Genomic DNA, 24,960 nt, shown 5'->3' with positions numbered 1-24,960 from the left:
CGCCGAGTCATGAGAAACTTGCCAGCGCCGGATGGCTGCAGCGGGCTGAAAGAGATGCTAGATACCGATGCCAAAAAAGTACGGGGTTAAGGAAAAGGACCAGGTTGTCGCCCACATCCTCAACCTGCTATTGACCGGCAAACTGCGCAGCGGGGACCGCGTCGACCGCAATGAAATCGCGCACGGCCTGGGGGTCAGCCGGGTTCCCATCCAAGAGGCGCTGGTTCAACTCGAACACGACGGCATTGTGTCGACTCGCTATCACCGCGGCGCGTTCATCGAGCGGTTCGACGTCGCCACCATCCTGGAACATCACGAACTCGACGGCTTGCTCAACGGCATTGCCTCTGCCCGCGCAGCCGCCAACCCCACGCCTCGGATCCTGGGCCAGCTCGACGCAGTCATGCGATCGCTGCGCAACTCCAAGGAGTCGCGGGCCTTCGCCGAATGCGTGTGGGAGTACCGGCGCACGGTCAACGACGAGTACGCAGGACCGCGGCTGCACGCCACCATCCGGGCCTCACAGAACCTGATTCCGCGAGTGTTCTGGATGACATACCAAAACAGCCGCGACGACGTGTTGCCGTTCTACGAGGAAGAGAACGCCGCAATCCATCGGCGCGAACCTGAAGCTGCGAGGGCTGCCTGCATCGGCCGTTCCGAGCTGATGGCCCAGACGATGCTGGCCGAACTGTTCCGCCGCCGAGTATTGGTCCCGCCCGAGGGCGCTTGTCCCGGCCCGTTTGGGGCGCCGATCCCTGGCTTCGCCAGAAGCTACCAGCCCTCCTCACCGGTGCCCTAATTACGCCGATCCGATGGTGAAGCCAGCAGCGGCTGCCGGCGTCTCCAATATTGACTGTCCCGTTAACGCGAGAGCCGGTTTCCGTTGGCGGTCAGTGGCATTCGACATCACTGACCATGGATCCGGCAGAACTGACAATGTAGGTAGTCAGCCATGACATGAGTGTTGTCCGCTCGATTGGCAAGAAAATGCAGCGGATTTCGGGACCAAATGCATTGGCGGTCAAAGGTCGCCCGACACAAGTCTACGGTCACACGCATGTCAGGTTAGACTGCCGGTTTATGGCGGACAGCGAATTCACCGCACCGGAAGTGACCCAACTGGCGGAGGGGCTGCACCGCGCATTGTCCAAGCTGATTTCAATGCTGCGCCGCGGGGATCCCAACGGGGCTGCAGCCGGCGACCTAACGCTGGCGCAACTGTCGATCCTGGTCACCCTGCTCGATCAAGGTCCCATCCGGATGACCGACCTGGCCGCTCACGAACGGGTGCGAACTCCCACCACCACCGTGGCGATCCGGCGGCTCGAGAAGATTGGACTGGTGAAACGCTCGCGAGACCCGTCCGACTTGCGGGCGGTGTTGGTAGACATCACGCCGCAAGGGCGGGCGGTTCACGGTGAGTCACTGGCCAACCGGCGCGCGGCTCTGGCCGCGCTGCTCAGCCAACTTCCCCGCTCCGACTTGGAAACCCTCAGGAAGGCCCTGGCGCCACTGGAGCGTCTCGCCTCGGGCGAACCGGCCAGTGGCCCTGCAAGCAACTCCCCTGCTCGCAAACGAGCGTGAAAGTACCACGCTATCAACCAATCTGGTCGCCGCCGGCTCTCGCGGCGTAACGCATACAACGAACTACCCCGCGGATTACCTCGCCCACCGTCGGCACCGCCGACACGACCTAGATGACGAGATTGACCAGCCGGCCGGCGACCACGATAACCTTGCGCGGGGTGGCACCAGCCAAGAATGCCTGGACCTTTTCGTCGGTCAGAACGGCGGCTTTCAGCGTTTCCTCGTCGGTGTCGGCGGCCACCACCACCCGGCCACGTACCTTGCCGTTCACCTGCACCGGATACTCGACCGTCTCGTCGACGAGGTAGGCGGCATCGGCCTTCGGGAACGGGCCGTGTGCCAACGAGGTGGTGTTGCCCAGTCGCAGCCACAGCTCCTCGGCAATATGTGGGGCCAGCGGAGCCAGCATTTGTACAAGCGGCTCCACGGCGGCCCGAGGCACCGCATCACGATGCTTCTTGGTGAGGTGGTTCGTGTATTCGATCAACTTAGCCGTTGCGGTGTTATTGCGAAGTGCCGCAAAGTCTTCTGACACGCCGACGATGGTGCGGTGCAACGCCCGTAGCGTATCGATGTCGAGTTCCACGCCGTCAGCCACCCGAGTTTCGCCGGTGTGCTCGTCGACGACCAAGCGCCACACCCGCTGCAGAAAACGGTACGCGCCGACAACATCCTTTGTGGCCCATGGACGTGAAGCCTCCAGCGGCCCCATCGACATCTCGTAAACCCGAAGCGTATCTGCCCCGTATGCGTCGCAGATTTCGTCCGGCGATACCGAATTCTTCAGGCTCTTACCGATTTTGCCGAATTCCTGGAAAACTTCGACCTCACCGTCAGGTCCAGGATAGACAAATCTGTCACCGCGTTCGATCACCTGCTCGGCAGGGACATAGGATCCGCGCGCATCGGTGTAAGCGTAAGCTTGAATATAGCCCTGATTGACCAGCCTGCGGTAAGGCTCGCGAGAGCTGACGTGACCCAGGTCGTACAAGACCTTGTGCCAGAACCTGGAATACAGCAGGTGCAAAACCGCGTGTTCAGCACCGCCGACGTACAAGTCGACGCCACCGGGGTCGTCCGGGCCGTGCTCAGCCGGCCGCGGTCCCATCCAATAGGCCTCGTTTTCCTTGGCGCAGAACCGTTCTGAGTTGTGCGGATCGGTGTAGCGCAGTTCATACCAGGAGCTGCCCGCCCACTGCGGCATCACGTTGGTGTCGCGGCTGTAGGGCTTCAGGCCATCACCGAGGTCCAGGTCGACGTGTACCCACTCAGTCGCCTTGGCCAGTGGGGGCGAAGGCTCGCTGTCCGCATCGTCGGGGTCGAACAAAACCGGCGAGTAGTCCGGGACATCAGGCAGCTCGACGGGCAGTGCAGCTTCGTCGAGCGCATGCGGACGCCCGTCGCTGTCATAGACGATCGGGAATGGTTCACCCCAATACCGCTGCCGCGCAAAAAGCCAGTCGCGCAATTTGAATTCGATTCGAGCCCGGCCGCGGCCCGCGGACTCCAACCGGTCGACGATGGCCCGCTTTGCTGCTGGCACGCTCATTCCATTGAGGTAATCCGAGTTGACCAGGATGCCATCGCCTGTATACGCGGATTCCGAAATATTGCCGCCGGCAATTACTTCCACGATCGGTAGACCAAATGCCCGAGCGAAGTCCCAGTCCCGCTGGTCATGACCCGGCACCGCCATGATTGCCCCGGTACCGTACCCGGCCAGCACGTAGTCGGCGATGAAGATCGGCACCGGCTCACCGTTGGCCGGGTTGATGGCGTAGCTGCCCAAGAAGACGCCGGTCTTTTCCCTGCTCTCCTGGCGCTCGAGGTCTGATTTGGCGGCGATCGCACGCCGGTAGGCGGCGATGGCCTCACCAGGTGTGCCGCCGCCGTATGTCCACAAGGGGTTGACCCCAGCCGGCCAGGACGCGGCGACCAACTCGTCGACCAAGTCGTGCTCGGGAGCCAGCACCAGATACGTGGCGCCGAACAAGGTGTCGGGCCGCGTGGTGAACACCTCGATGTCGACTTCGAACCCGTCATCGCTGGCCGCTCTCGCCGAGAACAGCGCCACCGCACCCGTCGAACGCCCGATCCAGTTGCGCTGCATGGTCTTGACCTGCTCAGGCCAATCCAGCACATCCAGGTCGTCGAGCAGCCGGTCGGCATAGGCGGTGATCCGCATCATCCATTGCCGCAACCGCTTCCGGAACACCGGAAAATTGCCCCGGTCGCTGCGGCCGTCGGCGGTCACCTCTTCGTTGGCAAGCACCGTACCTAGCCCCGGGCACCAGTTCACCAGCGAATCCGCCCGATAGACCAGCCGGTACTCGTCGATCACATCGGCTCGCTCCCCCGCGGTCAACTTGGCCCAATCCCGGCCGCCATCGAGACACCTTGCACCGGACTCGAATTCGGCGACCAGCTCTGATATCGGGCGCGCCTTGTTGGCTGTGGTGTCGAACCACGCGTTGTATATCTGTAGGAAGATCCACTGAGTCCACCTGTAGAAGTCGACATCGGTGGTCGAGAAGCTTCGTCGGCTGTCGTGGCCGAAGCCCAGCCGGCCCAACTGGCGGCGAAAGTTGACGACGTTGGCTTCGGTCCGGGTACGCGGATGGGTGCCGGTTTGTACCGCGTATTGCTCGGCGGGCAGCCCGAACGCGTCGAACCCTAGCGCATGCAGCACATTACGGCCCACCATCCGGAAATAGCGGGCATAGACGTCGGTCGCGATGTAGCCGAGGGGATGACCAACGTGGAGTCCCTCACCCGAGGGGTAGGGGAACATGTCCTGCACGAAGAGCTTGTCGTCAGGCACCGCGGCACCATCCGGTGGGGCCAGCGAGCCGACCGGGTTGGGCACGTTGAACGTCCCTAGCCGGGCCCAGTTTTCCTGCCAGGTCCGTTCCAGCCTAGCCGCGAGCTCGGCGGTATAGCGGTACCGTGGCACGTCGGAGTCCGCGTCGTCGGCACGGGGCACGCCGCCAGGCCCAGCGGTTGGCGATTCGGTCACGCCCAACAGGGTATAAGGGTGGCCCGGGAACCTCCGGGGCCGCGCTACCGGCCACGGGTTGGTCTCGGTTCCGTTGCACCACGATCAGAGGTTCATTCCAGCTGCATTTCAAGCCTGTGCACTGCCATGGAGCGCTGGTTACATTCAGCCTCGACGACGGGCACCGTCGCCCGGCCATTCGGAGGGACCGACGCAAATGATCCAGATCGCGCGCACCTGGCGGGTCTTCGCAGGCGGCATGGCCACCGGTTTCATCGGCGTGGTGCTGGTCACCGCCGGGAAGGCCTCAGCGGATCCCCTGCTGCCACCGCCGCCTATCCCTGCCCCAGTCTCGGCGCCGGCAACAGTCCCGCCCGTGCAGAACCTCACGGCGCTTCCGGGCGGGAGCAGCAACAGGTTCTCACCGGCGCCAGCACCCGCACCGATCGCGTCGCCGATTCCGGTCGGAGCACCCGGGTCCACCGCTGTGCCCCCGCTGCCGCCGCCAGTGACTCCCGCGATCAGCGGCACACTTCGGGACCACCTCCGGGAGAAGGGCGTCAAGCTGGAGGCACAGCGACCGCACGGATTCAAGGCGCTCGACATCACACTGCCCATGCCGCCGCGCTGGACTCAGGTGCCCGACCCCAACGTGCCCGACGCGTTCGTGGTGATCGCCGACCGGTTGGGCAACAGCGTCTACACGTCGAATGCGCAGCTGGTGGTGTATAGGCTGATCGGTGACTTCGATCCCGCTGAGGCCATCACACACGGCTACATTGACAGCCAGAAATTGCTCGCATGGCAGACCACAAACGCCTCGATGGCCAATTTCGACGGCTTTCCGTCATCAATCATCGAGGGCACCTACCGCGAAAACGACATGACCCTCAACACCTCCCGGCGCCACGTCATCGCCACCTCCGGAGCCGACAAGTACCTGGTTTCGCTGTCGGTGACCACCGCGCTGTCGCAGGCGGTCACCGACGGGCCGGCCACCGATGCGATTGTCAACGGATTCCAAGTGGTTGCGCATGCGGCGCCCGCTCAGGCGCCTGCCCCGGCACCCGGTTCGGCACCGGTGGGACTACCCGGGCAGGCGCCTGGGTATCCGCCCGCGGGCACCCTGACACCAGTCCCGCCGCGCTAGGTCGCGATGAGGCCGAGCAGAAACACGGGCCCGCATGGAGCTCGGTGAGCGGATTCGTCGGCGGCCTCGTATGGTGAACGAATGTTCCTCGCGGGTGTGCTGTGCATGTGTGCGGCGGCGGCGTCCGCCCTGTTCGGGAGCTGGTCGCTGTGCCATACGCCCACTGCCGACCCCACGGCGCTGGCGCTGCGCGCGATGGCGCCCACGCAGTTGGCAGCCGCAGTAATGCTGGCCGCCGGGGGAGTGGTGGCGGTGGCCGCGCCCGGGCACACCGCCTTGATGGTGGTGATCGTCTGCATTGCGGGCGCGGTCGGCACGCTGGCCGCGGGGTCGTGGCAGAGCGCCCAGTACGCGCTGCGCCGTGAAACCGCTAGCCCCACCGCCAACTGCGTTGGCAGCTGCGCGGTCTGCACCCAGGCCTGTCATTGAACAGCCTGTGGCCCACTAGGCTGGGCCGGATCGCCTGGCTCGACCGCGGCGACGCGACGCGCTGCTCTGGCAAGCTCGGCGGCGGAGTAGCCTAGTTCCGGCTCAGATCGATCGGGTGGGTGGCCAGCAGCGACAGCGGCAGCGGCTGCCGTCGCAGCACCTGCCCCCACAGGTCGGCTCTCGGCCCCACCAAAACGTCAGATGGCAACGCCGACAACACAATCCAGTCGTCGCGCTCGATTTCACCTTCGAGCTGACCGATGGTCCAGCCGGAGTACCCGGCGTAGATGCGCACCCCTTCCACCGCCGCTGCGAGCACCTCGGGGTCGGCATCCAGATCGACCATCACCAGCCTGCCCGCGACATGCCTTAGGCCCGGCACGCCTTCCGGGTCAGCGCCAACCCGCAATACCGCCAGACACAGCGCCGCGTCGCGCTTCACCGGCCCACCGATGAACATTGTCTTTGGCTTGGCCGCGAGTTTGGCCCACTGCGGCAACACGTTGTAGACCGCGGTTTCGCTGGGCCGATTGAGGACCACACCGAGGGTGCCGCCGTCGTTGTGCTCCACGATGTAGATCACACTGCGGCGAAATGTCGGTTCAAGGAGATCGGTGTTGGCCAACAATAAGGTGCCCGCTCGCACCCGTTGTGCGGCGGGTGCGACATGGTCCTCGGGGTCTTCGTGCGGCGCCACCACACCATCATCGCACCACCGTCGCATCGCCCGGGGCGAACAAGCAGGGTCGGCGAATATTTGTACTGTGGTTGGGGCGGCACGGGGTGGACCGAACCTTGCCTGTGCCCAGGGTGGAAGTGGGTTTAGTGATTCACTCCCGGATGCACGCACGCGCACCCGTCGACGTTTGGCGGTCGGTGCGCAGCTTGCCCGACTTCTGGCGTCTGCTGCAGGTGCGGGTTGCGAGTCAGTTCGGCGACGGGTTGTTTCAGGCGGGGCTGGCCGGAGCGTTGCTGTTCAACCCGGACCGGGCGGCCGACCCGATGGCCATCGCGGGGGCCTTCGCGGTGCTGTTTCTGCCCTATTCGCTGCTGGGGCCCTTCGCCGGGGCCCTAATGGACCGGTGGGATCGGCGGTGGGTGCTGGTTGGCGCCAACACCGGCCGGCTAGCCCTGATCGCCGGGGTCGGCACGATACTCGCGGTCGGAGCCGGCGACGTGCCGCTGTTGGTCGGAGCGCTGGTCGCCAACGGCTTGGCACGATTCGTCGCCTCGGGACTGTCGGCGGCACTGCCCCACGTGGTGCCGCGCGAACAGGTGGTCACGATGAACTCGGTGGCCATCGCGTCGGGGGCGGTCTCCGCGTTCCTGGGCGCCAACTTCATGCTGTTGCCTCGTTGGCTGCTCGGCAGCGGCGACGAGGGGGCCTCCGCGATCGTCTTCCTGGTGGCGATCCCCGTATCGATCGCGTTGCTTTGGTCGCTGCGGTTCGGCCCGCGGGTACTCGGCCCGGACGACACCGAACGCGCGATCCACGGATCTGCTGTCTACGCCGTGGTCACCGGTTGGCTACATGGAGCGCGCACCGTGGTGCAACTTCCGACCGTCGCTGCCGGCCTGTCCGGTTTGGCAGCGCATCGGATGGTGGTCGGTATCAACTCACTGCTGATCTTGCTCCTGGTCCGCCACGTGACCGCCCGGGCCGTTGGGGGGTTGGGTACCGCACTGCTGTTCTTCGCGGCCACCGGGCTGGGAGCCTTCCTGGCCAACGTCTTGACTCCGACCGCGATCCGGCGCTGGGGACGCTACGCCACGGCAAATGGCGCGTTGGCTGCGGCCGCCACTATCCAGGTCGCGGCCGCCGGGCTGCTGGTCCCGGTGATGGTGGTATGCGGCTTCCTTTTAGGTGTGGCCGGCCAGGTGGTCAAGCTGTGCGCCGATTCGGCGATGCAGATGGACGTCGACGACGCATTGCGCGGGCACGTGTTCGCCGTGCAGGATGCACTGTTTTGGGTCTCATACATCCTCTCGATTACCGTGGCCGCAGCCTTGATTCCCGAGCACGGGCACGCGCCCGTATTTGTGCTGTTCGGGTCGGCGATCTACCTAGCCGGGCTGGTGGTGCACACCATCGTCGGGCGCCGCGGCCAGCCTGTGATCGGTCGCTAGGGTACAAACATGCCTTTCCCGACGAACTGTTACCTCAGGAGGTGGTGATGGCGGATCCTGGGCCGTTCGTGGCAGACCTGCGTGCCGAAAGCGACGACCTCGACGCGCTGGTGGCGCATCTGCCAGCGGATCGCTGGGCCGATCCGACACCTGCGCCGGGTTGGACCATCGCACACCAGATCGGCCACCTGCTGTGGACCGATCGAGTGGCGCTGACGGCGGTCACCGACGAGGCCGGGTTCGCCGAGCTGATGACCGCCGCCGCGGCCAATCCGGCCGGTTTCGTCGACGACGCCGCGACAGAACTGGCGGCCGTTTCACCTGCCGAACTGCTCACAGACTGGCGGGTCACTCGGGGGCGGCTGCACGAGGAACTGCTGGCGGTTCCCGATGGCCGCAAATTGGCCTGGTTCGGGCCACCGATGAGCGCGGCGTCGATGGCAACAGCGCGGTTGATGGAGACCTGGGCACATGGACTGGACGTCGCCGACGCCCTGGGCGTCATCCGGCCCGCCACCCAGCGACTGCGGTCTATTGCGCATCTCGGTGTCCGCACCCGCGACTACGCGTTCATCGTCAACAACCTAACCCCTCCGGCCGAGCCGTTCCTGGTCGAGCTGCGGGGACCGAGCGGCGACACTTGGTCTTGGGGGCCATCCGATGCGGCCCAGCGGGTCACCGGGTCCGCCGAGGACTTCTGCTTCCTGGTCACCCAGCGGCGCGCGCTGAGCACTCTTGACGTCAACGCAGTAGGGGAGGACGCACAACGCTGGCTGACGATCGCCCAAGCTTTCGCCGGGCCACCCGGCCGCGGTCGATGAGCGCGCCCAGCGCGCGAAGAGAGCCGGGGCCAATCAACCCAAGCCCCGGTCGATGAGCGCGCCCAGCGCGCGAGCGCCCCGGGGGTTTGATGAGACGTCAGTGGAAGATCAGTGGGCGCCTTCCAGGCTGGACCGGGTCGTTTTGGGAGCGCTATCGGGATCCGCCGTCCACGCGTGGGTGGCAAGACGGGGCAGTGTGCCGTCTCGATAAGCCTGCGCGACGGCGCGTCGTTTGAGCTTGCCGCTGGTGGTGGTGGGAATCGCGCCGCGCCGAACCGTGATCAGTTCATCCAACTGCAGCCCAGTCGCGGCAACGACTTGACATCTCAGTCGGTCGGCTTCGGCCTTGTCGATGATGCTGTCCAATGGGCTTTCCAACACAACCACGACGCGTTCGTTGACCCCGAAACATGCGACTTTGGTCCGGTGCTGCTCGGATTCCCCGCGAATGATGAACTCGATGTCGTAGGGGAATCTGTTTTCTCCGTGGACAATGAACACCTCGTCCTGCCGGCCAAGGATGACGATTTCGTCGTCTACAAGAAAACCCAAGTCGTGGGTGTCGCAGAAGCCTTCCTCGTCGAGCGCGTCCAGCTTCTTCCCGCCCACATAGGCTTTGGCGGCCACGCTGTCGCCGCGCAGTTTGATCGTTCCGGCCCGGGCACCTGGTGCGGCGTCAATGCGCACCTCGTAGCCAGGCAGCACTCGGCCGCCGGTGACGACCTCCGCGGCGGCGTGGGTTTCGGTGCGGAATCCCGTGTTGGGCGCTGACATCGACACGGCGACGGTCGCTTCGGCCAGGCCATAGCCCGAACCCAGGGCCGTGGGGGCAAGTCCGACGCCGGCGAAGGTGGCGGCGAATCTCCGCATGCCCTCGGCATGGACGGGTTCGGAGGCGATGATCAAGCGGCGCATTTTGTGTAGGTCGATGCCTTCGATGTCGGCGCCGCGCCTGTGGTAGGCGTTGATCAGCCACTCCAGAGCGAAGTTAGGCATGAACGTGTGGGTAGCCCCGGAGCTGGTGAGCAGTCTGAGGAATCCCAACGGGTCATACAGAAACCGGTGTGGCGTGGTGAATACCGCGCTGACACTGTTGAAGAGTGCGGCGAATAGGCTGCCCACCAGCCCCATGTCATGGTGCAAGGGCAGCCAGCTGCCCATGACATCGCCGTGCTGGAATTGTGAGCCCACGGCCATTGCGCGCATGTTGGACAGCAGGTTGCGGTAGGTGATGACCACTCCGCGTGGTGCTGCGGTGCTGCCAGAGGTGTATTGGACGTAGGCGTCGTCGTCGAGGGTGCATAGCGGCCAGTCGGCGGTGGCGGTGTCGGCGAGTTGCTGGGCCGTGGCGCGGCCGAACTGCTCGTCGCCAGCCTCGGCTAGGGCAGTAAATCTGCTGATCTGGCAGTCGGTGCTGGCGGCAGCGCGTATCTCGTCGTGTTCGGCCGGTGTGCAGATCAGCACGCGGTGATGGCGCAGCAGTGGGCCGAGCCGAGTCATGAAACGCTCGGTGGTCTTCAGTGCCTCCCGCGGCGGGATGGGTACCGGCACAGCGCCATGGAGCATGAGGCCCAAAAAGCAGGACAGGAATTCCAGGTTGGTGTGGGCGGTGATCAGCACGGGTTCACCGCGTTTGAGGTCAAGACGCCGTAGCGGGGGGATGCATGCCGCCGCGCGCGCGATGAGGTCCTGATAGCTGATTACCTCGGAATCCTCGCAAGTGATCGTCAGCGTGCGGTCCGTGCAAGCCGAGATCTGCTGCCAGGCGATGGCTGGTGAAAGCAAGGCCGCCGTCATGCCCAGAAGCTTTCGGTCGCCGCCGGGTCGGCGTAAAACTCGCTAAGTCGGGTGATCCGACCACCGGCGACGGTAACCAGGATCGCCTCGCGCTGGTCGAGGACCTTCCCGGCCCTGCTGGCCCGCAATCGATACACGGCGATCACCTGGCCATCGGTGTTGCTTAACACGTCTTCAAGCGTCACCGTCATGGTGCCGTCGGCGGCGGCCGCGGTGTCGCCGAGGCAGGCAACCACGTTGTCCACGCCGCGGAACACCCCAGCCAGGGCGTGCTTGCCCGGGACAAACTGCTCCACGTCGGGCGCAAAGCATTGCGTCAGCTCGGCGAGGTCGCCGCGGGCAAACGCGGCGAAAGTTCTTCGGACCAGATCAAGATCGGCGTCGTCGGTCATGCTGTTCCTTTCCCAAGTGGGGCCGGCTTGGCGGTTTCGGGGAACCAGACCGCGACGCTGGTGTAGACGTCTCCCACTGTTTTGATGTTCTGTGCGTCGCGGAAAGAGATGGCGATGTCGAATTCGTCTTCTAGCTCGGTGATCAACTGGAACAGCTTGAGCGAGTCAAAACCCAGGTCGTCGACGAGTACCTGGTTCGCGGTGATGCCGCGGTCGGTTCGCAAGATCCGTTGGATGGTGGCGTTGATGGCCTCTTTCATAGCGCGGCTCCTTGCGGGGTCAGGTCCTCGGCAAGGCCGGCAAACACGTGCAAGGCCCGGTCGAGGTCAGATTGTCGGTGGTCGGCTAGGTAGCTGGTGCGGAATCCCGAACGCTCCTCCGGCACGGCTGGGGGGGCCACCGGGTTCACATACACCCCGGAGCGCATCAGCCGCAGATAGCCCGCATGCGCCACGGTCGGGTTGCCCAGGATCACCGGCACGATCGCGGTTCCGTGATACTCGGCCTGATAGCCCTGCCGTGCCAGGCCGGTGGCCATGTACTCGGCCGCGGCCAGCACCCGAGCCCGCCGGTCGGGTTCACGCCGACTGACGCGCAGAGCCGCGTGGGTGGCAGCCGCGGCGGCCGGCGGCAGGCTGGCGGAAAACACATGACCTGAACCGTTGTGCCGGATGTAGTCCACGACGGGCCGATCTCCGGCGATGAACCCGCCGACGGAGGCAAAGGATTTGCTGAACGTGCCCATCACCACGTCCATGCGCGCCAAGACACCCAACGCGGCCGAAGCTCCTCGCCCGTCGGGGCCGAGCACGCCCAGCGCATGGGACTCGTCCACATAGACCCGGCAGCCGTGCCGGTCGGCAAGCTCGGCGATGGTGGCCAGGTCGGCGACGGTGCCTTCCATGCTGAACACCGCGTCCACGACGATGATCCGGCGGCGCCCCTCGGTGCGGCGTAGCACCCGCGCCAGGTGGTCCATGTCGTTGTGCCGGTACAAGGTGAAGTCGGCCCCGGACAACCTGGCGGCGTCGAACAGGCTGCGGTGGTTCAGCGCGTCTTGGATGATCATGTCCCCGGATTCGCATAGCGCGCTGATCGCCGCCAGGTTGCTCTGATATCCGGTGGAGCACAACACGGCGGCGGGTTTGCCCAAAAAACAGGCTAGTTCCTGCTCAAGCGAGACGTGCAAGTCCAACGTGCCGTTCAGCAACGGCGAACCCGAGCAGCCGGTGCCGTACCGTCGCGTGGCCTCCGCCGAGGCCTCCACCACCTCTGGATGGGTGGCCAGGCCCAGATACGAGTTCGTGCCCAGCAACACGATCTCGCCCAGCTCCGCGGCCTTGACCGTGGATCGCTGCGGTCCGGTGAATCGGGGATAAAAACCGTAGACTCCGCCGAGTTTGAGCCCCGTGTATTTGTGCTGACGATCGATCTTGCGAAAGATATCGTGTTCGGGTAGCCCGTCCTGGTCCAGACGTATTCGCTCTTCCCAGCGACAGAATTCCTCCGACATATCGTCGGGTAGCGTTGGCCGTTGAATATTGTGCATCATCATTCGCGCTAACGTTGCCGTATGCACCGGATCCGTGCTGTGACGCAGGAAATAGATGGTCGGTATGACTCGGGCACCCGGAATGCGAAGTTTTGTGAAATAGTTCGTAATACCCATTTCCATTCGCCGTTTATCTCGGCTGATCGCATCTTTTAGGCTGAGCATCAGCGCCGCCCGGTACAGATTCGCCTTCCTATAATGTTCAAAATCACGATCGATGCCCCACTCAAGCAGTATGTAGTTCTCATCCGCACCCCAAACGTTCAAAAAGAAGGCAATTGGCGTGCCCTGGTAGCGGAACAACCACAGTCTGCTACGTCCATGCAGATGCCGAGAACACGCCGCGAAGAACTCAGGGTTCAGGTCCTCGCGCTGGTAATCCTTTGCCTCCGTCTTGACGTTGCGCCAAAGCCGGGCCAATACCGGCGCATGCTCGGCATACTCGTCGAGTTCCTCGACCTCGATACCGAACCGCTCACGAAACTCCAGCGACGTCTTCAACGGCAGGCGCCTTTTGTGAGACAGGCAGCCCAGTGCCTCTTCCACGCTCGACCAGCTGATGGTCGTGTCTACCCGGGAAAAGCCCAGCGCAGGCCGAAAGCCCAACGGGCGCAGGATGTCAAGGTATCGCTGGTAGTGTTCCGGGTCCACGTCCCGGATCATCAAGAAATCCGACCCGTCGTCATGCGCCAACTGGTCCATCTGGCCGGCCAGCACAGGCAATACCCGCTCCAAGTCGGTGTCGGACCGCAACGCCAGCGGGTTGCTCACCATGGTGAGCAACCCGCACTCGAGGAAACGGAAGGTCATAAACCCCGGAAACCACCGTTTGATGGTCGTTCGCCAGGCCGGAGTGAGCTTGCGGTCGGTGGTGGCCAGGTCGAAACAGACGCTATAGAGGTTTGCCCGGCCTAGCGGTTGCCCATCGGCCAAATCCGCCATGAAGTAATAGTGCTTCAGGTCGTTGATCCCCGAGTCCTCGACAGGGCGCAGAAAGTCATAGCCCAAGCCAGTGGGCATCCGACCGCCCGGAAGATTCCAGCTGTCCGGACAAATGTCCCGCAGGCTGCGGTAAACCCTCGCCAGCGTGGGCCTGTCATTGTCCGTATCCACATTCACCCCCCACGCAAATACACCGCTCGAAAACAGCTAGCCTATTGGTGGACCTGAAAGCGCATCCACCACCGAAGGTGGCGGTGGGAACAGAGTCACGGGGTGCAAAGTCGAATCGACTCAGCGCTGCCGCCGATCGGCACTGCGACAACGCGCCAACACGGTCACCCAATACCGCACCTTTCGACGTTATCGCCGGCCCACCAGCACCGGCACCACAATGCACCAAACGCAACATCGCACGCGCATTGGGTCGCATAGCGCCGCTAAGAGTAGGACGTGCCGCCGTGAATTATCAATAGCCTCAGGCTGATTCACGAAAAATTGACGTTCGCTGTATAGCTAGCCGACAAATGGCTGGGGCATGTCCATCACAGCGACAATGGCGGGGCGGTTACGCTGTTATGTCAGGCAAGCGGTGCCTCGGATGCTCCCGGCCCCACCCGGCTCTTCCGAGTTGATGGGTGGCTCGTGTGACCGATTCGCGCGAACACATCTGATTCGCATCGCGGCTTCGGGGTCTGGATGCCAGCCGGGTGCCAGGCTTGGATATCGGCTTTCAGGGTGGCCACGGCCCGGCTGTGGGCCTTGCGCCCCGCGCCGAAATGCCTTGCCAGCAAATGGGCTTGATCCTCGCAGATACCGATGTCACTGCAGGCGGCCGCCGTACCGTGCCCGGTTCTCGGCCTCAACCTCGTCGCGCAGGGCCGTAATCGCCAGGTTCACTCGGTCGGCCAGCTCCCCGTGCGCGTAGCCGGTCATCACGCCCGGATGCAACGTCAGCTCGAGCAACCGCCCGTCCGAATTGGCAACAGCGCGAACGTCTCCCAAGTCCACGCTGTAGGTAACAGTTTCAGCCTGCGTGACGAGCGCCTCCCACTTGTCGGCCGCCTCGCTCAAGTCACGAAGAACCGATTCGACGAGGTCTCGGTCGCTCAGCTGGCTCGGTTCGCTGCGACTGTCCGACCCCGACACCATGACAGTATGTCCACGCCCCCCACCAGCGTCAATTCATCGCCGGACGCTTGCCGTGGGGATTCGAGAAAGCTATCGGCGTGAATCGAGTTCCCGGAACCACGCGAAGTGATAGTTCGCCGCGATCGGGTCTCCCGTGACGCTGCGCTCGGTGGCGGCCAACAACATACAGTTGAGCAGTAACGCCGGATCGACCCGGGGATACTGGGCCAAGACGTGGTGGAGCGCGGTATCGACGTGCACCCGCAACAGGTCGACTTCCTCGGCGGCGGCGCCGTTGCCGGCCGCCGTGGCCATGGCGTGCACGATCTTCGGTAAGCCGTCGTGCCGCTGGGTCGCTATGCCCAGCTCCACACTCAGGCCGGCGATCGCTGGCAACGCTCGCGGCTGCACCGAGGACGTCGGCGCGGTTGAATCGACCGCCCGACGCAGCGAGTCACCGGGGGTGTACGTCTTGCAACACGTCGTGATACCGACCAACTCGGGGGCTCTGCCGGCGCGTCGCGCCGGTGCCAACAATCGCACGCCTTCGGGAAGGGCGATGCCCGGAGGTATCCAACCATGGGCGACGTCGGTGACCAGGACCGTCGTGCCGTCCGCGTGAACGCCGACCGCCCAGTTCAGCCGTGGCTCCTGACGAGCCACGAACGCCAGGAGGCGCTGCAGTCGGGCTTCGTCATCCTCGGCGGCGGCAACCGGCCAATCCGTACAGGCCTGGTCAGCGGGCTGAACTACCGTGACGGCCGGCATGAGTCGTGTCGTGTCCAGATCCGAGCCGCCGGCGCCGCGCATACGCGGAATTTCCACGGGAACGCGCCCCGTTATCTGCCGAAGCTCGCGCATCGCCGACTCGACGCGACGCATCGCCGACGCGCGGGCGCGGTCGATCACTCTGTCTTCTTCTGCGCGTCGCGTCGAATCAGCCATCCCCGCACGCCAGATGACCATCAGCTCGTCGTTGGCAGAACCAACTATCCGATGCAGATCCGCTTTCAGATGTTCTGCAAGCGTGGCGGTTTCGGCGGTGTTAGACGAAAGCTCAGCGGGCCAGAGCCCGCCAATTACCCGTGTGGTGCAATCCAGCGAGGAGCTAAACGTCGGAATCGTGAGGGATTCCCGGGTCGCTCTCCGGAGTCGCTGGCGCGCACTCCATCGACCGAAGATCGCCACCGGGTAAGCGTACCGGCATCATCTGGCCCGCGCAGGCGGTGAGCGGGTGGTGAATTGTGTGTCAGACGGGGCCTGGGTAGCGTGGGGTTATGGCTGATTCTGCGCTGCAGCAGCAACTCGACGAGGTGCGGGCTCTGCTCACTCGAGCGCGAGAATTGTTCGGCCCCAATCCGATCGAGCCGCCCACCGACATCGCACCCGATCCCGACAGCACCAAGACCTGGCTCATCTAGCACTTCAACGGTTACGGCGGCGCAGTTGATGGGCCAGCAGCTTTTCGATCGCGACGTTCAGGTCGTCGGTCGTGGGAACCTGCGCGGACGGGGTGTGGCCCGCCGCCACGATCTCGTTGCGTACTTCCAGCAACGCTTTAAGGCAGGACACGTCGGCGGTGAGCAGGATGGCTTCCGCCAGGGTTTCTGCGTCGGTCTCCATCGCCGCCTCGCTCAGCGAGACGCTATGCATGTATCCACCGCGGCAGGACCGAACAAGAATGTGCCCGCTGGGGTGGACCGTGTCGAAAGCGGGATTGGCGTCGGTCATCGCCCTGTCATCGGCTCCCGTCAATGATGTTGCCGAGGCTGCGCGACGCCGCTCGCTCGTGCTGCTCCCACATCGCGGCCGACGTTCGCAGGTTCTGGGCAATATCGGCGTGGTTGTCGGCTTGCTGCTGGTAGCACTGCTTTCTGAGCTCGAGCAGCTCACGCCCGGTGTCGCGGAGCTCACTGAAAATAGGCCCCAGCGAGTCCAGACTTTCGCGGATCGCGTCGTGCGACGACGGCACGGTCCGCAGGTAGTCGGCGGTCTGCTGGTGATGGGCAGCGGCCTGACGTAAATGTGCAGGCTGCACGTGAATTCGATCTGTCATCCGCTGTCTCCTCTTGTTGTGACCGGGCGGTCAGTACCTATCGAGCGGCCGCCGGCCTGGTTGGTGTCGGTGCTTCGGTCCTCGCCGGCGCGGTCGCGGTCGCCGCTGGATGTATCCAGCCTAGAAAGTTTGGCCCTCGCACGGCTGAGATGTGTTGAATCTGGCCGTCCAGAAGAGCTTTGCTAGGGCCAAGGGCAAGGGCGTGGCGGTGAACACACCTACGTCTCCCGCTGAGATCCGGGCGGGGTCGACGGGGTTGGCGACCGCGGTTCCCGGTAGCGGGATGGCAATTCCCTGTTGTTGGAACGCATCTGCGATCGGTGTGCCGCTGGCCGCCGCCTTGATCGCCGCGGCGAGCTGGGGACTGGCCGCGGTCACCGTCTCACCGTTGGGCAGCGTCACGGTCGTCGGAGCCTGCGGTGGCGATTCTGACTTGCCCAGCCCGGCGTCCTCGTCGGCGCCTTCTCGGTCGTCGGCGCGACGCTCATCCGGTTCGTTGGAATGCTCATAATCGGCCGGATCCCTGACTTCTTGTCCCCGTTCGTCGAAGTCCGTCAACTCCGGTTCGTCACCCACGCCGCGCAGCAGGCCGGAGAGCGGAAGCCCACCCGGCGCGCTCACACCGGGGACCAAGGCCGGTGTTGCTCCGCCACCCGGCATCGTTGCTCCGCCAAGATTGGGCAGGCTTGGCGTCGACGACGCTGATGGTATTGCCGCGGATGTGCCTCCCGGCACCTGTAGGTCATCGGCCAGCAAACCCGGATCCTCGAGCAGCAGCGAGTCGAGGAGGCAATCGGGTTCGGCTCGTGTCGGCAACTCCGGCTGCTGACCGGCACCGCGTGCGGGCGCGCCGCCCGAGCCGACCGACGCCGGTCCGCGGTCATCGGCATCGCCACGGTCGCCCTTGGATGCGTCATACAGCGATGTCCAGGCGGCCATCAGAGCGGATTTCGACGCAGCGTCCAGGCTCGCGGTCGCAACCACCTCCCGGATATCCTTGAGCTTGCCGATCAAGAAACGCTGGAAATCACGCGCGCCGGCCGGAGTGTCCAGATCGGATCGAATGCGTACCGCGGCTTCGATCTCTTGCTGAAGCTCGTGCAGCGATTCGCCACCCTCGACAGTCTTCAGATGCGCGTTCAGAATTGCCGAGACGACCTGCAGATCGAGCTGCGCGGTAGCCGAATTCTGATGTGCCAGAGCTGCTTCCGCATCCGCGATGGCACGGGCGGCGTCTCCTTGTTCCCGATCGGGCGGTGCTGGATAGTACAGGTTCGAATGCCGCTGGCGGATCTTACGCAAAATGGCATCGAGCTGTTCGGAACGTGTCGTGGACGTGACCACCGCGGTCACCTCGGTCGGTGTCAACCCGGTCTGCCACGCGTTTGGGTCACCGGTTCGGTCGCGGACGTACCTGATCGTGGCAAGGAGATCTTCGTGCGTGGACATCGCCGCGTCAAACGCCACTGCGACCCACTGCGGGCCCTGTCCCCGGCGCTTCCATGCCGCGTGACAGTACCTAGGTGTGTAGTCGCCGACAATTCACCCAACGCCTGCCGGTCCAGCGTATCCGGTCCGCAGCTAACGGGCCGGTTCCGTGTACTGTGCCCGCAGGCGCTTTAGCACAGCGCTTTTTGCGCGATCGAGCTCGTGGGCGGCGGCGACGACCGCTACGATCTCGCGCTGCTTGGCGACCAGGAACGTTTGAAACTCACGCGCTCCCATGGGCGTATCGACGGCAAGCTGATCCTGATCCGGAACCGCGCGGTCGAGTTCGGCCGCGATAGCATCCAGCCGACGGACGCTTTCCCGCATGGCCGCATGCGCGCTGGCTAGCACGTCGGCCAACTCACGGTCGGCTTCGGCCACGGCGTCGTGTTGCCTTGCCAGCAAAGCCTGGCGCTCCTGGATGACAGCTACCGAAGACCCGGCTTGCTCCGACATGGTTCAACCTTCTCATCCTGCCCGTCTGATTGGGCGATTATCTGCCACTCAGCGGTCGCCGAATCTGCACGTTGTTGCCCAGCGAGCTGACCCGAACCGACGCGCCCGCATGGGGCGCCTCGACGACCAGATTGTTGCCGATCGCCAGCTGCACGTGCCCGGGGTGCGGGAAGACCAGATCGCCCGGCCGGACCTGTGAGCGCGGCACCGGGATCCCCTCGTTGATCTGTTGATAGGTGGTGCGATCCAGGTGAACACCCGCCTGGGCGTAGGCCCACTGGACCAAACCGGAACAGTCGAACTGGTTGGGCCCCGTTGCGCCCCAGACATAGGGACGGCCAAGTCGCGACAGCGCGGCGTGGACCGCGATGCCGGCGCGACCGCTCGGCGACGGCAGCCGAAGTTTGGCCAGCGCGACCCCCGGGCCGTGCGCCACCCGGTACCGCAGCGCACGCAGCGCCGCCAGGTGCCGTCGTGCCCGTCGTCGCGCCGTCAGCACATGGGCTCGTTGCGCGCGCAGCCGCGCCACACGACGGCGTATGGCTTCGCGCTGGGCTATCGGCATAACCGCAGTAACGGTGGTATCCGAGCGAGCCTCGTCGAGAACGGTTCCGGTCGACCGCCGGGCCCATGCCCGATCCCGTTGAGCGCCGGTGATGACGGCCCCGGCCGCGGCATCGGTTCGCGCAGCAGACAGCAAGGCCGCCCGGCTGTGGTCCACGGCGAGTTGATACCGGCGCTGGCCCGCACCCACATTCAGGTCGGCAGCCCGAGACAGCAGATCCCCGTAGGGTGTGGTGCCCGCATCCAACCCCGGTCGCCGACTGTCTCCGGCGAACAGTTGATGAGCGCGACTCAACAGCTCGACCTCGCTGTAATTCACTGCTGCCCCTCATCCGCGTCGTGACTTGCCTCGATTGCGTCGACGAAGGCTCGGACGCGGGGGAGCGCGCCCGCAGGGATGACGCCCCGATTGCGGATATCCCACATTTCGTCGGCGCCGACGCCGATTAGCGCGGCCACGACCGCCTCCGGTAACGACGACTGCGCACATGCCCGATCGAACCGGGCGCTCAAGCTTGTCGGCATCCGCTCCAGTAGCGCGCCGCGCGTGGCTTCCAGCGCCCGCAGATGCTCCATGAGCCGGCCGGTCGAGTCGGCGCCGGCGTTCACCGCCACCCGCCAGGAGCTGGCGGCCAGCATCTCCGCCTTCACGCATTGCGCGATCACAGAGAGAATATACGTCTCATATTCGTTGGAGGTCGTCGCAGGCAATCGGTCGATGACGGATTTGATGGCATCGAGCTGTGCTTCGGCGTAGCCCTCCAGCACGTCGGTATCGCTGTGGCGGTCCACGACGACCGCACCGGCGCGGCGGACAGCCGTCGGGTTGGACGGCTGTGCGGCGATCAGTCGGGCCAGCTCCGCATCGGGATCAGCGGCGACCAACAGCCGCGAGTAGGTGCCAGGCGGCAGGCCGAGGCCATTTTCGACCTTCTGAACTGTGCTTTTGTGTGGCTTGCGGGCACCGCGCTCCAGATAGCTCAGGCCCATGGTGCTTACGCCAGTGGCGGCCGCCAGGTCCGCGAGGGACCAGTCACGCGACTCGCGAAGTGCGCGAATGGCCGCGCCGGCCGACTCACGGCTCACCGCACGCTCCGGCCATAAGCCGGATACTACCCGGATACGACTCGGCCGCGGCCACCCCTTATGTATATACGTTTTTATCGCGATTCTCTTGCAGAGCCCGCCACAGACATATACGCTTTTGCCTATGTTTCGTTCAACAAGGAGGCCGGCACATGGCACACCCCTGCGCAACCGACCCGGAACTATGGTTCGGGTACCCCGATGACGACGGCAGCGACGGCGCCGCTAAGGCACGCGCCTATGAGCGGTCGGCCACCCAAGCGCGGATCCAATGCCTGCGCCGGTGCCCGCTCCTACAGCAGCGCCGGTGTGCTCAACACGCGGTCGAGCATCGGGTGGAGTACGGCGTATGGGCCGGCATCAAGCTTCCCGGCGGCCAGTACCGAAAGCGCGAACAGCTCGCGGCAGCCCACGACGTGCTGCGTCGGATTGCCGGCGGCGAGATCAATTCCAGGCAGCTCCCGGACAATGCGGCTCTGCTGGCCCGCAACGAAGGACTCGAGGTCACCCCGGTGCCCGGGGTCGTGGTGCACCTGCCGATCGCACAGGTTGGCCCACAACCGGCCGCTTGATGCCCGGTCGGCAAGCCCGGCAGTTGCCAAACCCAGCGTGATCAGGCTCGGCTCGCGAGTTCGGCGAAGAAGTGGCTCGCCTGATCACCTACCATCGGCCAGGATCTGCGTGTCATCACGACGCTCGCCAAGGAGGTTGTTGTGGTGCTATCGACGGCCTTTAGCCAGATGTTCGGAATCGACTATCCGATAGTGTCCGCGCCAATGGACTTGATCGCCGGCGGTGAGCTGGCTGCCGCGGTAAGTGGCGCAGGGGGACTCGGCCTCATCGGGGGCGGCTATGGGGACCGGGATTGGTTGGCCCGGCAGTTCGATCTCGCCGCTGGAGCGCCGGTGGGCTGCGGGTTCATCACCTGGTCTTTGGCCCGCCAACCGCAGCTGCTCGACCTCGCGCTGCAGTATGAGCCGGTGGCGGTGATGCTGTCGTTCGGGGACCCCGCGGTTTTCGCTGACGCCATCAAGTCCGCCGGAACGCGGTTGGTCTGCCAGATCCAAAACCGGACCCAGGCCGAGCGAGCCCTGCAGGTCGGCGCCGATGTGTTGGTGGCTCAGGGCACCGAGGCCGGTGGGCACGGCCACGGTCCACGTTCCACCCTGACCTTGGTACCCGAAATCGTCGACCTGGTCACCGCGCGGGGAACTGATATCCCGGTGATCGCCGCCGGGGGCATCGCCGACGGCCGGGGCCTTGCCGCCGCGTTGATGTTGGGCGCCGCCGGGGTATTGGTCGGTACGCGCTTCTACGCCACGGTCGAAGCGTTATCCACACCGCAGGCGCGGGACCCGCTGCTGGCGGCCACTGGCGACGACATGTGCCGCACCACTATCTACGATCAGCTACGGCGCTATCCCTGGCCGCAAGGACACACGATGAGCGTGCTAAGCAACGCCCTCACCGACCAATTCGAGGACACCGAACTCGACATTCTCCATCGCGAAGAAGCCATGGCCAGATATTGGCGAGCCGTTGCTGCGCGTGACTACAGCATCGCCAATGTCACCGCCGGTCAAGCCGCGGGCCTGGTCAATGCCGTCCTGCCAGCCGCCGACGTGATAACCGGTATGGCGCAACAAGCGGCGAGGACGCTGACCGCGATGCGCGCCGTGTAAAAGGGTACCGAGGCGCCCCGCCACCCGGCTGCGGCCGCGACCGAGCTGAACCGGACAGCGCCGGCGATAGTCACGTCGATACCGGGGTTGCCCTGGGCTGGCCGTGGGCGTGCGCTAGCCGTTCCAACCACGCCCATGGCGGCCGTTTCGACGACGATGTCGGTCACGACTCGTCTCACAGTACGGTGGGCGAAGGGGGACTTGAACCCCCACGTCCCGAAGGACACTGGCACCTGAAGCCAGCGCGTCTGCCATTCCGCCACTCGCCCGCAACAACCGGAGGACCATACCACTGTAGTAGCCGCAGGCCCCATCCGCTGCCAGGGGCGCCGGCGGGCTCAGTGGGCGTGGCCGGCCCTTTCCGCTCGCTCACACTGTCCCGATACCATGATTGATTGACACGACATACAGGCGAGTCGTTTGCCTTGCGCCGACGATGCACCAGAACAGTGAGGCGAGCGCTGAAAGATGGGTAGCCAGAAAAGGCTGGTTCAGCGCGTTGAGCGCAAACTCGAGCAGACGGTTGGCGATGCGTTTGCCCGCATCTTTGGAGGCTCGATCGTCCCGCAAGAGGTCGAAGCCCTGCTGCGCCGCGAGGCGGCCGACGGCATCCAGTCGCTGCAGGGAAATCGCCTTTTGGCGCCCAACGAATACATCATTACCCTCGGTGTGCACGACTTTGAGAAGTTGGGCGCTGATCCTGAGCTGAAGTCAACCGGTTTTGCTCGGGACTTGGCGGACTATATCCAAGAACAGGGGTGGCAAACGTATGGTGATGTGGTCGTCCGATTCGAGCAGTCGTCGAACCTGCATACCGGCCAGTTCCGCGCCCGCGGCACTGTTAACCCCGACGTTGAGACCCACCCGCCGGTCATCGATTGCGCCCGGCCACAATCAAACCACGCGTTTGGCGCAGAACCAGGAGTAGCACCAATGAGTGACAATTCGAGCTACCGTGGCGGTCAGGGGCAGGGGCGTCCCGACGAGTATTACGACGACCGCTATGCGCGTCCGCAAGAGGATCCGCGTGGTGGCCCGGATCCGCAAGGCGGATCTGACCCCCGCGGGGGGTATCCACCCGAGACGGGCGGCTACCCGCCCCAGCCGGGCTACCCACGCCCGCGCCACCCGGACCAGGGCGACTACCCCGAGCAAATCGGGTACCCCGACCAGGGCGGTTACCCCGAGCAACGCGGTTACCCCGAGCAACGCGGCTACCCCGACCAGCGCGGGTACCAGGACCAGGGTCGAGGCTACCCCGACCAAGGGCAGGGGGGCTATCCGCCGCCCTACGAGCAACGCCCTCCTGTTTCTCCCGGCCCGGCTGCCGGCTACGGCGCTCCCGGCTACGACCAGGGCTATCGCCAAAGCGGCGGCTACGGCCCTTCACCCGGTGGCGGCCAGCCCGGCTACGGCGGGTACGGGGAGTACGGGCGTGGCCCGGCTCGCCACGAGGAGGGCAGCTATGTGCCCTCTGGCCCTCCGGGCCCGCCCGAGCAACGACCGGCTTACCCCGACCAAGGCGGTTACGACCAGGGCTACCAGCAAGGCGCCACGACATACGGCCGGCAAGACTATGGCGGCGGCGCTGACTACACCCGCTACACCGAATCCCCGCGGGTCCCGGGATACGCTCCTCAGGGTGGCGGGTACGCCGAACCCGCCGGCCGAGACTACGACTACGGCCAATCAGGCGCTCCGGACTACGGTCAGCCAGCGCCCGGTGGCTACAGCGGTTACGGGCAGGGCGGCTATGGGTCCGCCGGAACGTCGGTTACGCTGCAGCTCGACGACGGCAGCGGACGCACTTACCAGCTCCGCGAGGGCTCCAACATCATCGGTCGCGGACAGGACGCCCAGTTCCGGCTGCCCGACACCGGTGTGTCACGCCGTCACTTGGAGATCCGGTGGGACGGGCAGGTCGCATTGCTCGCAGACCTGAACTCCACCAACGGCACCACTGTTAACAATGCACCGGTACAGGAGTGGCAGTTGGCCGACGGTGATGTGATCCGCTTGGGACACTCCGAGATCATCGTCCGCATGCACTGAACCTACTGGGCTCGAAGCTGCCGGGGTTGACCCGCGCCGACCACCGTCAAAGTATCGTGACTTTGCTGACGTGCTCGGCAGCGCGGGGCCGGAGCAGACGGTGCAGGACGGAAAGGACGCCAGATGCAGGGGTTGGTACTGCAACTGACGCGTGCCGGATTCTTGATGTTGTTGTGGGTATTCATCTGGTCCGTGCTACGGATCTTGAAGACCGACATTTATGCGCCGACCGGCGCGGTCATGATGCGCCGCGGCCTGGCGCTGCGAGGGACGCTCTTAGGCGCGCGTCAGCGCCGGCACGCTGCACGCTACCTGGTGGTGACCGAAGGTGCGTTGACTGGCGCGCGTATCACGCTGAGCGAACAGCCGGTGTTGATCGGGCGCGCCGACGACTCGACCCTGGTGCTGACCGACGACTACGCCTCGACGCGGCACGCTCGGCTGTCTATGCGCGGCTCCGAGTGGTACGTCGAAGATCTAGGATCGACCAACGGCACTTACCTGGACAGGGCGAAGGTGACGACTGCGGTACGAGTTCCGATCGGAACGCCGGTTCGCATCGGCAAAACTGCAATCGAGTTGCGCCCGTGACCCGCGCTGGCGACGATGCAGAGCGCAGAGAAGCGGTGGGGGCGCGCCCCCACAAGTGGGGG

The 24,960-nt window shown here is 64.9% G+C and carries 24 protein-coding genes, 1 tRNA gene and 1 other annotated feature (1 of these 26 cut by a window edge); of the genes, 10 read left to right on the top strand and 15 right to left on the bottom strand.

Annotated features, from left to right (window positions below; all coding sequences use genetic code 11):
• Positions 1–67: 67 nt before the first annotated feature.
• Positions 68–802 (top strand): HTH-type transcriptional regulator, encoded by a 735-nt coding sequence (locus Rv0043c; protein ID NP_214557.1) that lies wholly within the window; start codon positions 68–70, stop codon positions 800–802.
• Positions 803–960: 158 nt separating this feature from the next.
• Positions 961–1,587 carry a transcriptional regulator gene (locus Rv0042c; RefSeq protein ID NP_214556.1) on the top strand — a complete coding sequence of 209 codons (627 nt, stop codon included), beginning with the start codon at positions 961–963 and terminating at the stop codon, positions 1,585–1,587.
• Between the two features lie 109 nt (positions 1,588–1,696).
• Here Rv0042c and leuS read toward each other — a convergent pair whose 3' ends face one another.
• Positions 1,697–4,606: a leucine--tRNA ligase gene (gene leuS, locus Rv0041; protein ID NP_214555.1), complete on the bottom strand. Its 2,910-nt coding sequence runs from the start codon at positions 4,604–4,606 to the stop codon at positions 1,697–1,699.
• 196 nt (positions 4,607–4,802) lie between these two features.
• Between leuS and mtc28 the strand changes: the two genes are divergently transcribed.
• Positions 4,803–5,735 (top strand): hypothetical protein, encoded by a 933-nt coding sequence (mtc28, locus tag Rv0040c; RefSeq protein ID NP_214554.2) that lies wholly within the window; start codon positions 4,803–4,805, stop codon positions 5,733–5,735.
• Between the two features lie 81 nt (positions 5,736–5,816).
• Positions 5,817–6,164, top strand: a complete 348-nt coding sequence (locus Rv0039c) for a transmembrane protein (RefSeq protein NP_214553.1) — start codon at positions 5,817–5,819, stop codon at positions 6,162–6,164.
• Between the two features lie 91 nt (positions 6,165–6,255).
• Here Rv0039c and Rv0038 read toward each other — a convergent pair whose 3' ends face one another.
• Positions 6,256–6,864, bottom strand: coding sequence for a hypothetical protein (locus Rv0038; protein NP_214552.1), 609 nt, complete (start codon positions 6,862–6,864; stop codon positions 6,256–6,258).
• Positions 6,865–6,965: 101 nt separating this feature from the next.
• On the opposite strand from Rv0038, the gene Rv0037c reads away from it, so the two are divergent.
• Positions 6,966–8,291 (top strand): MFS-type transporter, encoded by a 1,326-nt coding sequence (locus Rv0037c; protein ID NP_214551.1) that lies wholly within the window; start codon positions 6,966–6,968, stop codon positions 8,289–8,291.
• A gap of 47 nt (positions 8,292–8,338) precedes the next feature.
• Positions 8,339–9,112: a hypothetical protein gene (locus Rv0036c; protein ID NP_214550.1), complete on the top strand. Its 774-nt coding sequence runs from the start codon at positions 8,339–8,341 to the stop codon at positions 9,110–9,112.
• Positions 9,113–9,220: 108 nt separating this feature from the next.
• Here the strand turns inward: Rv0036c and fadD34 are convergent, their stop codons facing one another.
• The 12 genes from fadD34 to Rv0023 form a co-directional block, all read right to left on the bottom strand.
• A complete protein-coding gene (gene fadD34 / locus Rv0035; RefSeq protein ID YP_177686.1) occupies positions 9,221–10,909 on the bottom strand; it encodes a fatty-acid--CoA ligase FadD34 in 1,689 nt (562 codons plus the stop codon).
• Entirely contained in the window at positions 10,906–11,301 is a 396-nt protein-coding gene (locus Rv0034; protein NP_214548.1) for a hypothetical protein, read from the bottom strand. The genes fadD34 and Rv0034 overlap by 4 nt, the downstream gene beginning before the upstream one ends.
• Positions 11,298–11,561 (bottom strand): acyl carrier protein AcpA, encoded by a 264-nt coding sequence (gene acpA, locus Rv0033; protein ID NP_214547.1) that lies wholly within the window; start codon positions 11,559–11,561, stop codon positions 11,298–11,300. Before acpA ends, Rv0034 begins: the two co-directional genes overlap by 4 nt.
• Positions 11,558–13,873: an 8-amino-7-oxononanoate synthase gene (gene bioF2 / locus Rv0032; protein ID NP_214546.1), complete on the bottom strand. Its 2,316-nt coding sequence runs from the start codon at positions 13,871–13,873 to the stop codon at positions 11,558–11,560. The genes acpA and bioF2 overlap by 4 nt, the downstream gene beginning before the upstream one ends.
• A 741-nt stretch (positions 13,874–14,614) precedes the next feature.
• Positions 14,615–14,944 (bottom strand): hypothetical protein, encoded by a 330-nt coding sequence (locus Rv0030; protein NP_214544.1) that lies wholly within the window; start codon positions 14,942–14,944, stop codon positions 14,615–14,617.
• Between the two features lie 69 nt (positions 14,945–15,013).
• A complete protein-coding gene (locus Rv0029) occupies positions 15,014–16,111 on the bottom strand; it encodes a hypothetical protein (RefSeq protein ID NP_214543.1) in 1,098 nt (365 codons plus the stop codon).
• 237 nt (positions 16,112–16,348) lie between these two features.
• Positions 16,349–16,654 carry a hypothetical protein gene (locus Rv0028; RefSeq protein NP_214542.1) on the bottom strand — a complete coding sequence of 102 codons (306 nt, stop codon included), beginning with the start codon at positions 16,652–16,654 and terminating at the stop codon, positions 16,349–16,351.
• Between the two features lie 7 nt (positions 16,655–16,661).
• Positions 16,662–16,979, bottom strand: coding sequence for a hypothetical protein (locus Rv0027; protein NP_214541.1), 318 nt, complete (start codon positions 16,977–16,979; stop codon positions 16,662–16,664).
• Positions 16,980–17,099: 120 nt separating this feature from the next.
• Positions 17,100–18,446, bottom strand: a complete 1,347-nt coding sequence (locus tag Rv0026) for a hypothetical protein (RefSeq protein NP_214540.1) — start codon at positions 18,444–18,446, stop codon at positions 17,100–17,102.
• Positions 18,447–18,560: 114 nt separating this feature from the next.
• Positions 18,561–18,923, bottom strand: coding sequence for a hypothetical protein (locus Rv0025; RefSeq protein ID NP_214539.1), 363 nt, complete (start codon positions 18,921–18,923; stop codon positions 18,561–18,563).
• Positions 18,924–18,960: 37 nt separating this feature from the next.
• Positions 18,961–19,806, bottom strand: a complete 846-nt coding sequence (locus Rv0024; protein NP_214538.1) for an NLP/P60 family protein — start codon at positions 19,804–19,806, stop codon at positions 18,961–18,963.
• On the bottom strand, positions 19,803–20,573 hold the full coding sequence (locus tag Rv0023; RefSeq protein NP_214537.1) for a transcriptional regulator: 771 nt from the start codon (positions 20,571–20,573) through the stop codon (positions 19,803–19,805). Before Rv0023 ends, Rv0024 begins: the two co-directional genes overlap by 4 nt.
• Positions 20,574–20,725: 152 nt before the next feature.
• Between Rv0023 and whiB5 the strand changes: the two genes are divergently transcribed.
• The gene (gene whiB5, locus Rv0022c) at positions 20,726–21,145 is read left to right on the top strand and encodes a transcriptional regulator WhiB5 (RefSeq protein ID NP_214536.1); all 420 of its coding nucleotides are present in this window, start codon (positions 20,726–20,728) and stop codon (positions 21,143–21,145) included.
• Between the two features lie 141 nt (positions 21,146–21,286).
• The gene (locus Rv0021c) at positions 21,287–22,255 is read left to right on the top strand and encodes a hypothetical protein (protein NP_214535.1); all 969 of its coding nucleotides are present in this window, start codon (positions 21,287–21,289) and stop codon (positions 22,253–22,255) included.
• A 186-nt stretch (positions 22,256–22,441) separates the two neighbouring features.
• On the opposite strand, the gene leuT is transcribed toward Rv0021c, so the two are convergent.
• Positions 22,442–22,524: transfer RNA gene (gene leuT, locus Rvnt03), tRNA-Leu, on the bottom strand.
• 199 nt (positions 22,525–22,723) lie between these two features.
• On the opposite strand from leuT, the gene fhaA reads away from it, so the two are divergent.
• Positions 22,724–24,307, top strand: a complete 1,584-nt coding sequence (fhaA, locus tag Rv0020c) for an FHA domain-containing protein FhaA (protein NP_214534.1) — start codon at positions 22,724–22,726, stop codon at positions 24,305–24,307.
• A gap of 123 nt (positions 24,308–24,430) precedes the next feature.
• Positions 24,431–24,898 carry an FHA domain-containing protein FhaB gene (gene fhaB / locus Rv0019c; RefSeq protein NP_214533.1) on the top strand — a complete coding sequence of 156 codons (468 nt, stop codon included), beginning with the start codon at positions 24,431–24,433 and terminating at the stop codon, positions 24,896–24,898.
• Positions 24,895–24,960, top strand: a repeat region (101 bp Mycobacterial Interspersed Repetitive Unit,Class I. See Supply et al. (1997) Molecular Microbiology 26, 991-1003) (it continues 35 nt past the right edge of the window). Its footprint overlaps the gene before it by 4 nt.

This window comes from Mycobacterium tuberculosis H37Rv (assembly GCF_000195955.2).
In the GTDB taxonomy this organism is placed as follows: Bacteria; Actinomycetota; Actinomycetes; order Mycobacteriales; family Mycobacteriaceae; genus Mycobacterium; species Mycobacterium tuberculosis.
Note: the sequence above shows the minus strand (reverse complement) of the source record. Positions and strands in the feature narration are given on the sequence as shown.

Coding starts and splice junctions, on each gene's coding strand:
- Rv0043c (NP_214557.1), top strand. CDS start 68: ATGCCAAAAAAGTACGGGGTTAAGGAAAAGGACCAGGTTGTCGCCCAC.
- Rv0042c (NP_214556.1), top strand. CDS start 961: ATGAGTGTTGTCCGCTCGATTGGCAAGAAAATGCAGCGGATTTCGGGA.
- mtc28 (NP_214554.2), top strand. CDS start 4,803: ATGATCCAGATCGCGCGCACCTGGCGGGTCTTCGCAGGCGGCATGGCC.
- Rv0039c (NP_214553.1), top strand. CDS start 5,817: ATGTTCCTCGCGGGTGTGCTGTGCATGTGTGCGGCGGCGGCGTCCGCC.
- Rv0036c (NP_214550.1), top strand. CDS start 8,339: ATGGCGGATCCTGGGCCGTTCGTGGCAGACCTGCGTGCCGAAAGCGAC.
- fadD34 (YP_177686.1), bottom strand. CDS start 10,909: ATGACGGCGGCCTTGCTTTCACCAGCCATCGCCTGGCAGCAGATCTCG.
- Rv0034 (NP_214548.1), bottom strand. CDS start 11,301: ATGACCGACGACGCCGATCTTGATCTGGTCCGAAGAACTTTCGCCGCG.
- acpA (NP_214547.1), bottom strand. CDS start 11,561: ATGAAAGAGGCCATCAACGCCACCATCCAACGGATCTTGCGAACCGAC.
- bioF2 (NP_214546.1), bottom strand. CDS start 13,873: ATGCCCACTGGCTTGGGCTATGACTTTCTGCGCCCTGTCGAGGACTCG.
- Rv0030 (NP_214544.1), bottom strand. CDS start 14,944: ATGGTGTCGGGGTCGGACAGTCGCAGCGAACCGAGCCAGCTGAGCGAC.
- Rv0028 (NP_214542.1), bottom strand. CDS start 16,654: ATGACCGACGCCAATCCCGCTTTCGACACGGTCCACCCCAGCGGGCAC.
- Rv0027 (NP_214541.1), bottom strand. CDS start 16,979: ATGACAGATCGAATTCACGTGCAGCCTGCACATTTACGTCAGGCCGCT.
- Rv0025 (NP_214539.1), bottom strand. CDS start 18,923: ATGTCGGAGCAAGCCGGGTCTTCGGTAGCTGTCATCCAGGAGCGCCAG.
- whiB5 (NP_214536.1), top strand. CDS start 20,726: ATGGCACACCCCTGCGCAACCGACCCGGAACTATGGTTCGGGTACCCC.
- fhaA (NP_214534.1), top strand. CDS start 22,724: ATGGGTAGCCAGAAAAGGCTGGTTCAGCGCGTTGAGCGCAAACTCGAG.
- fhaB (NP_214533.1), top strand. CDS start 24,431: ATGCAGGGGTTGGTACTGCAACTGACGCGTGCCGGATTCTTGATGTTG.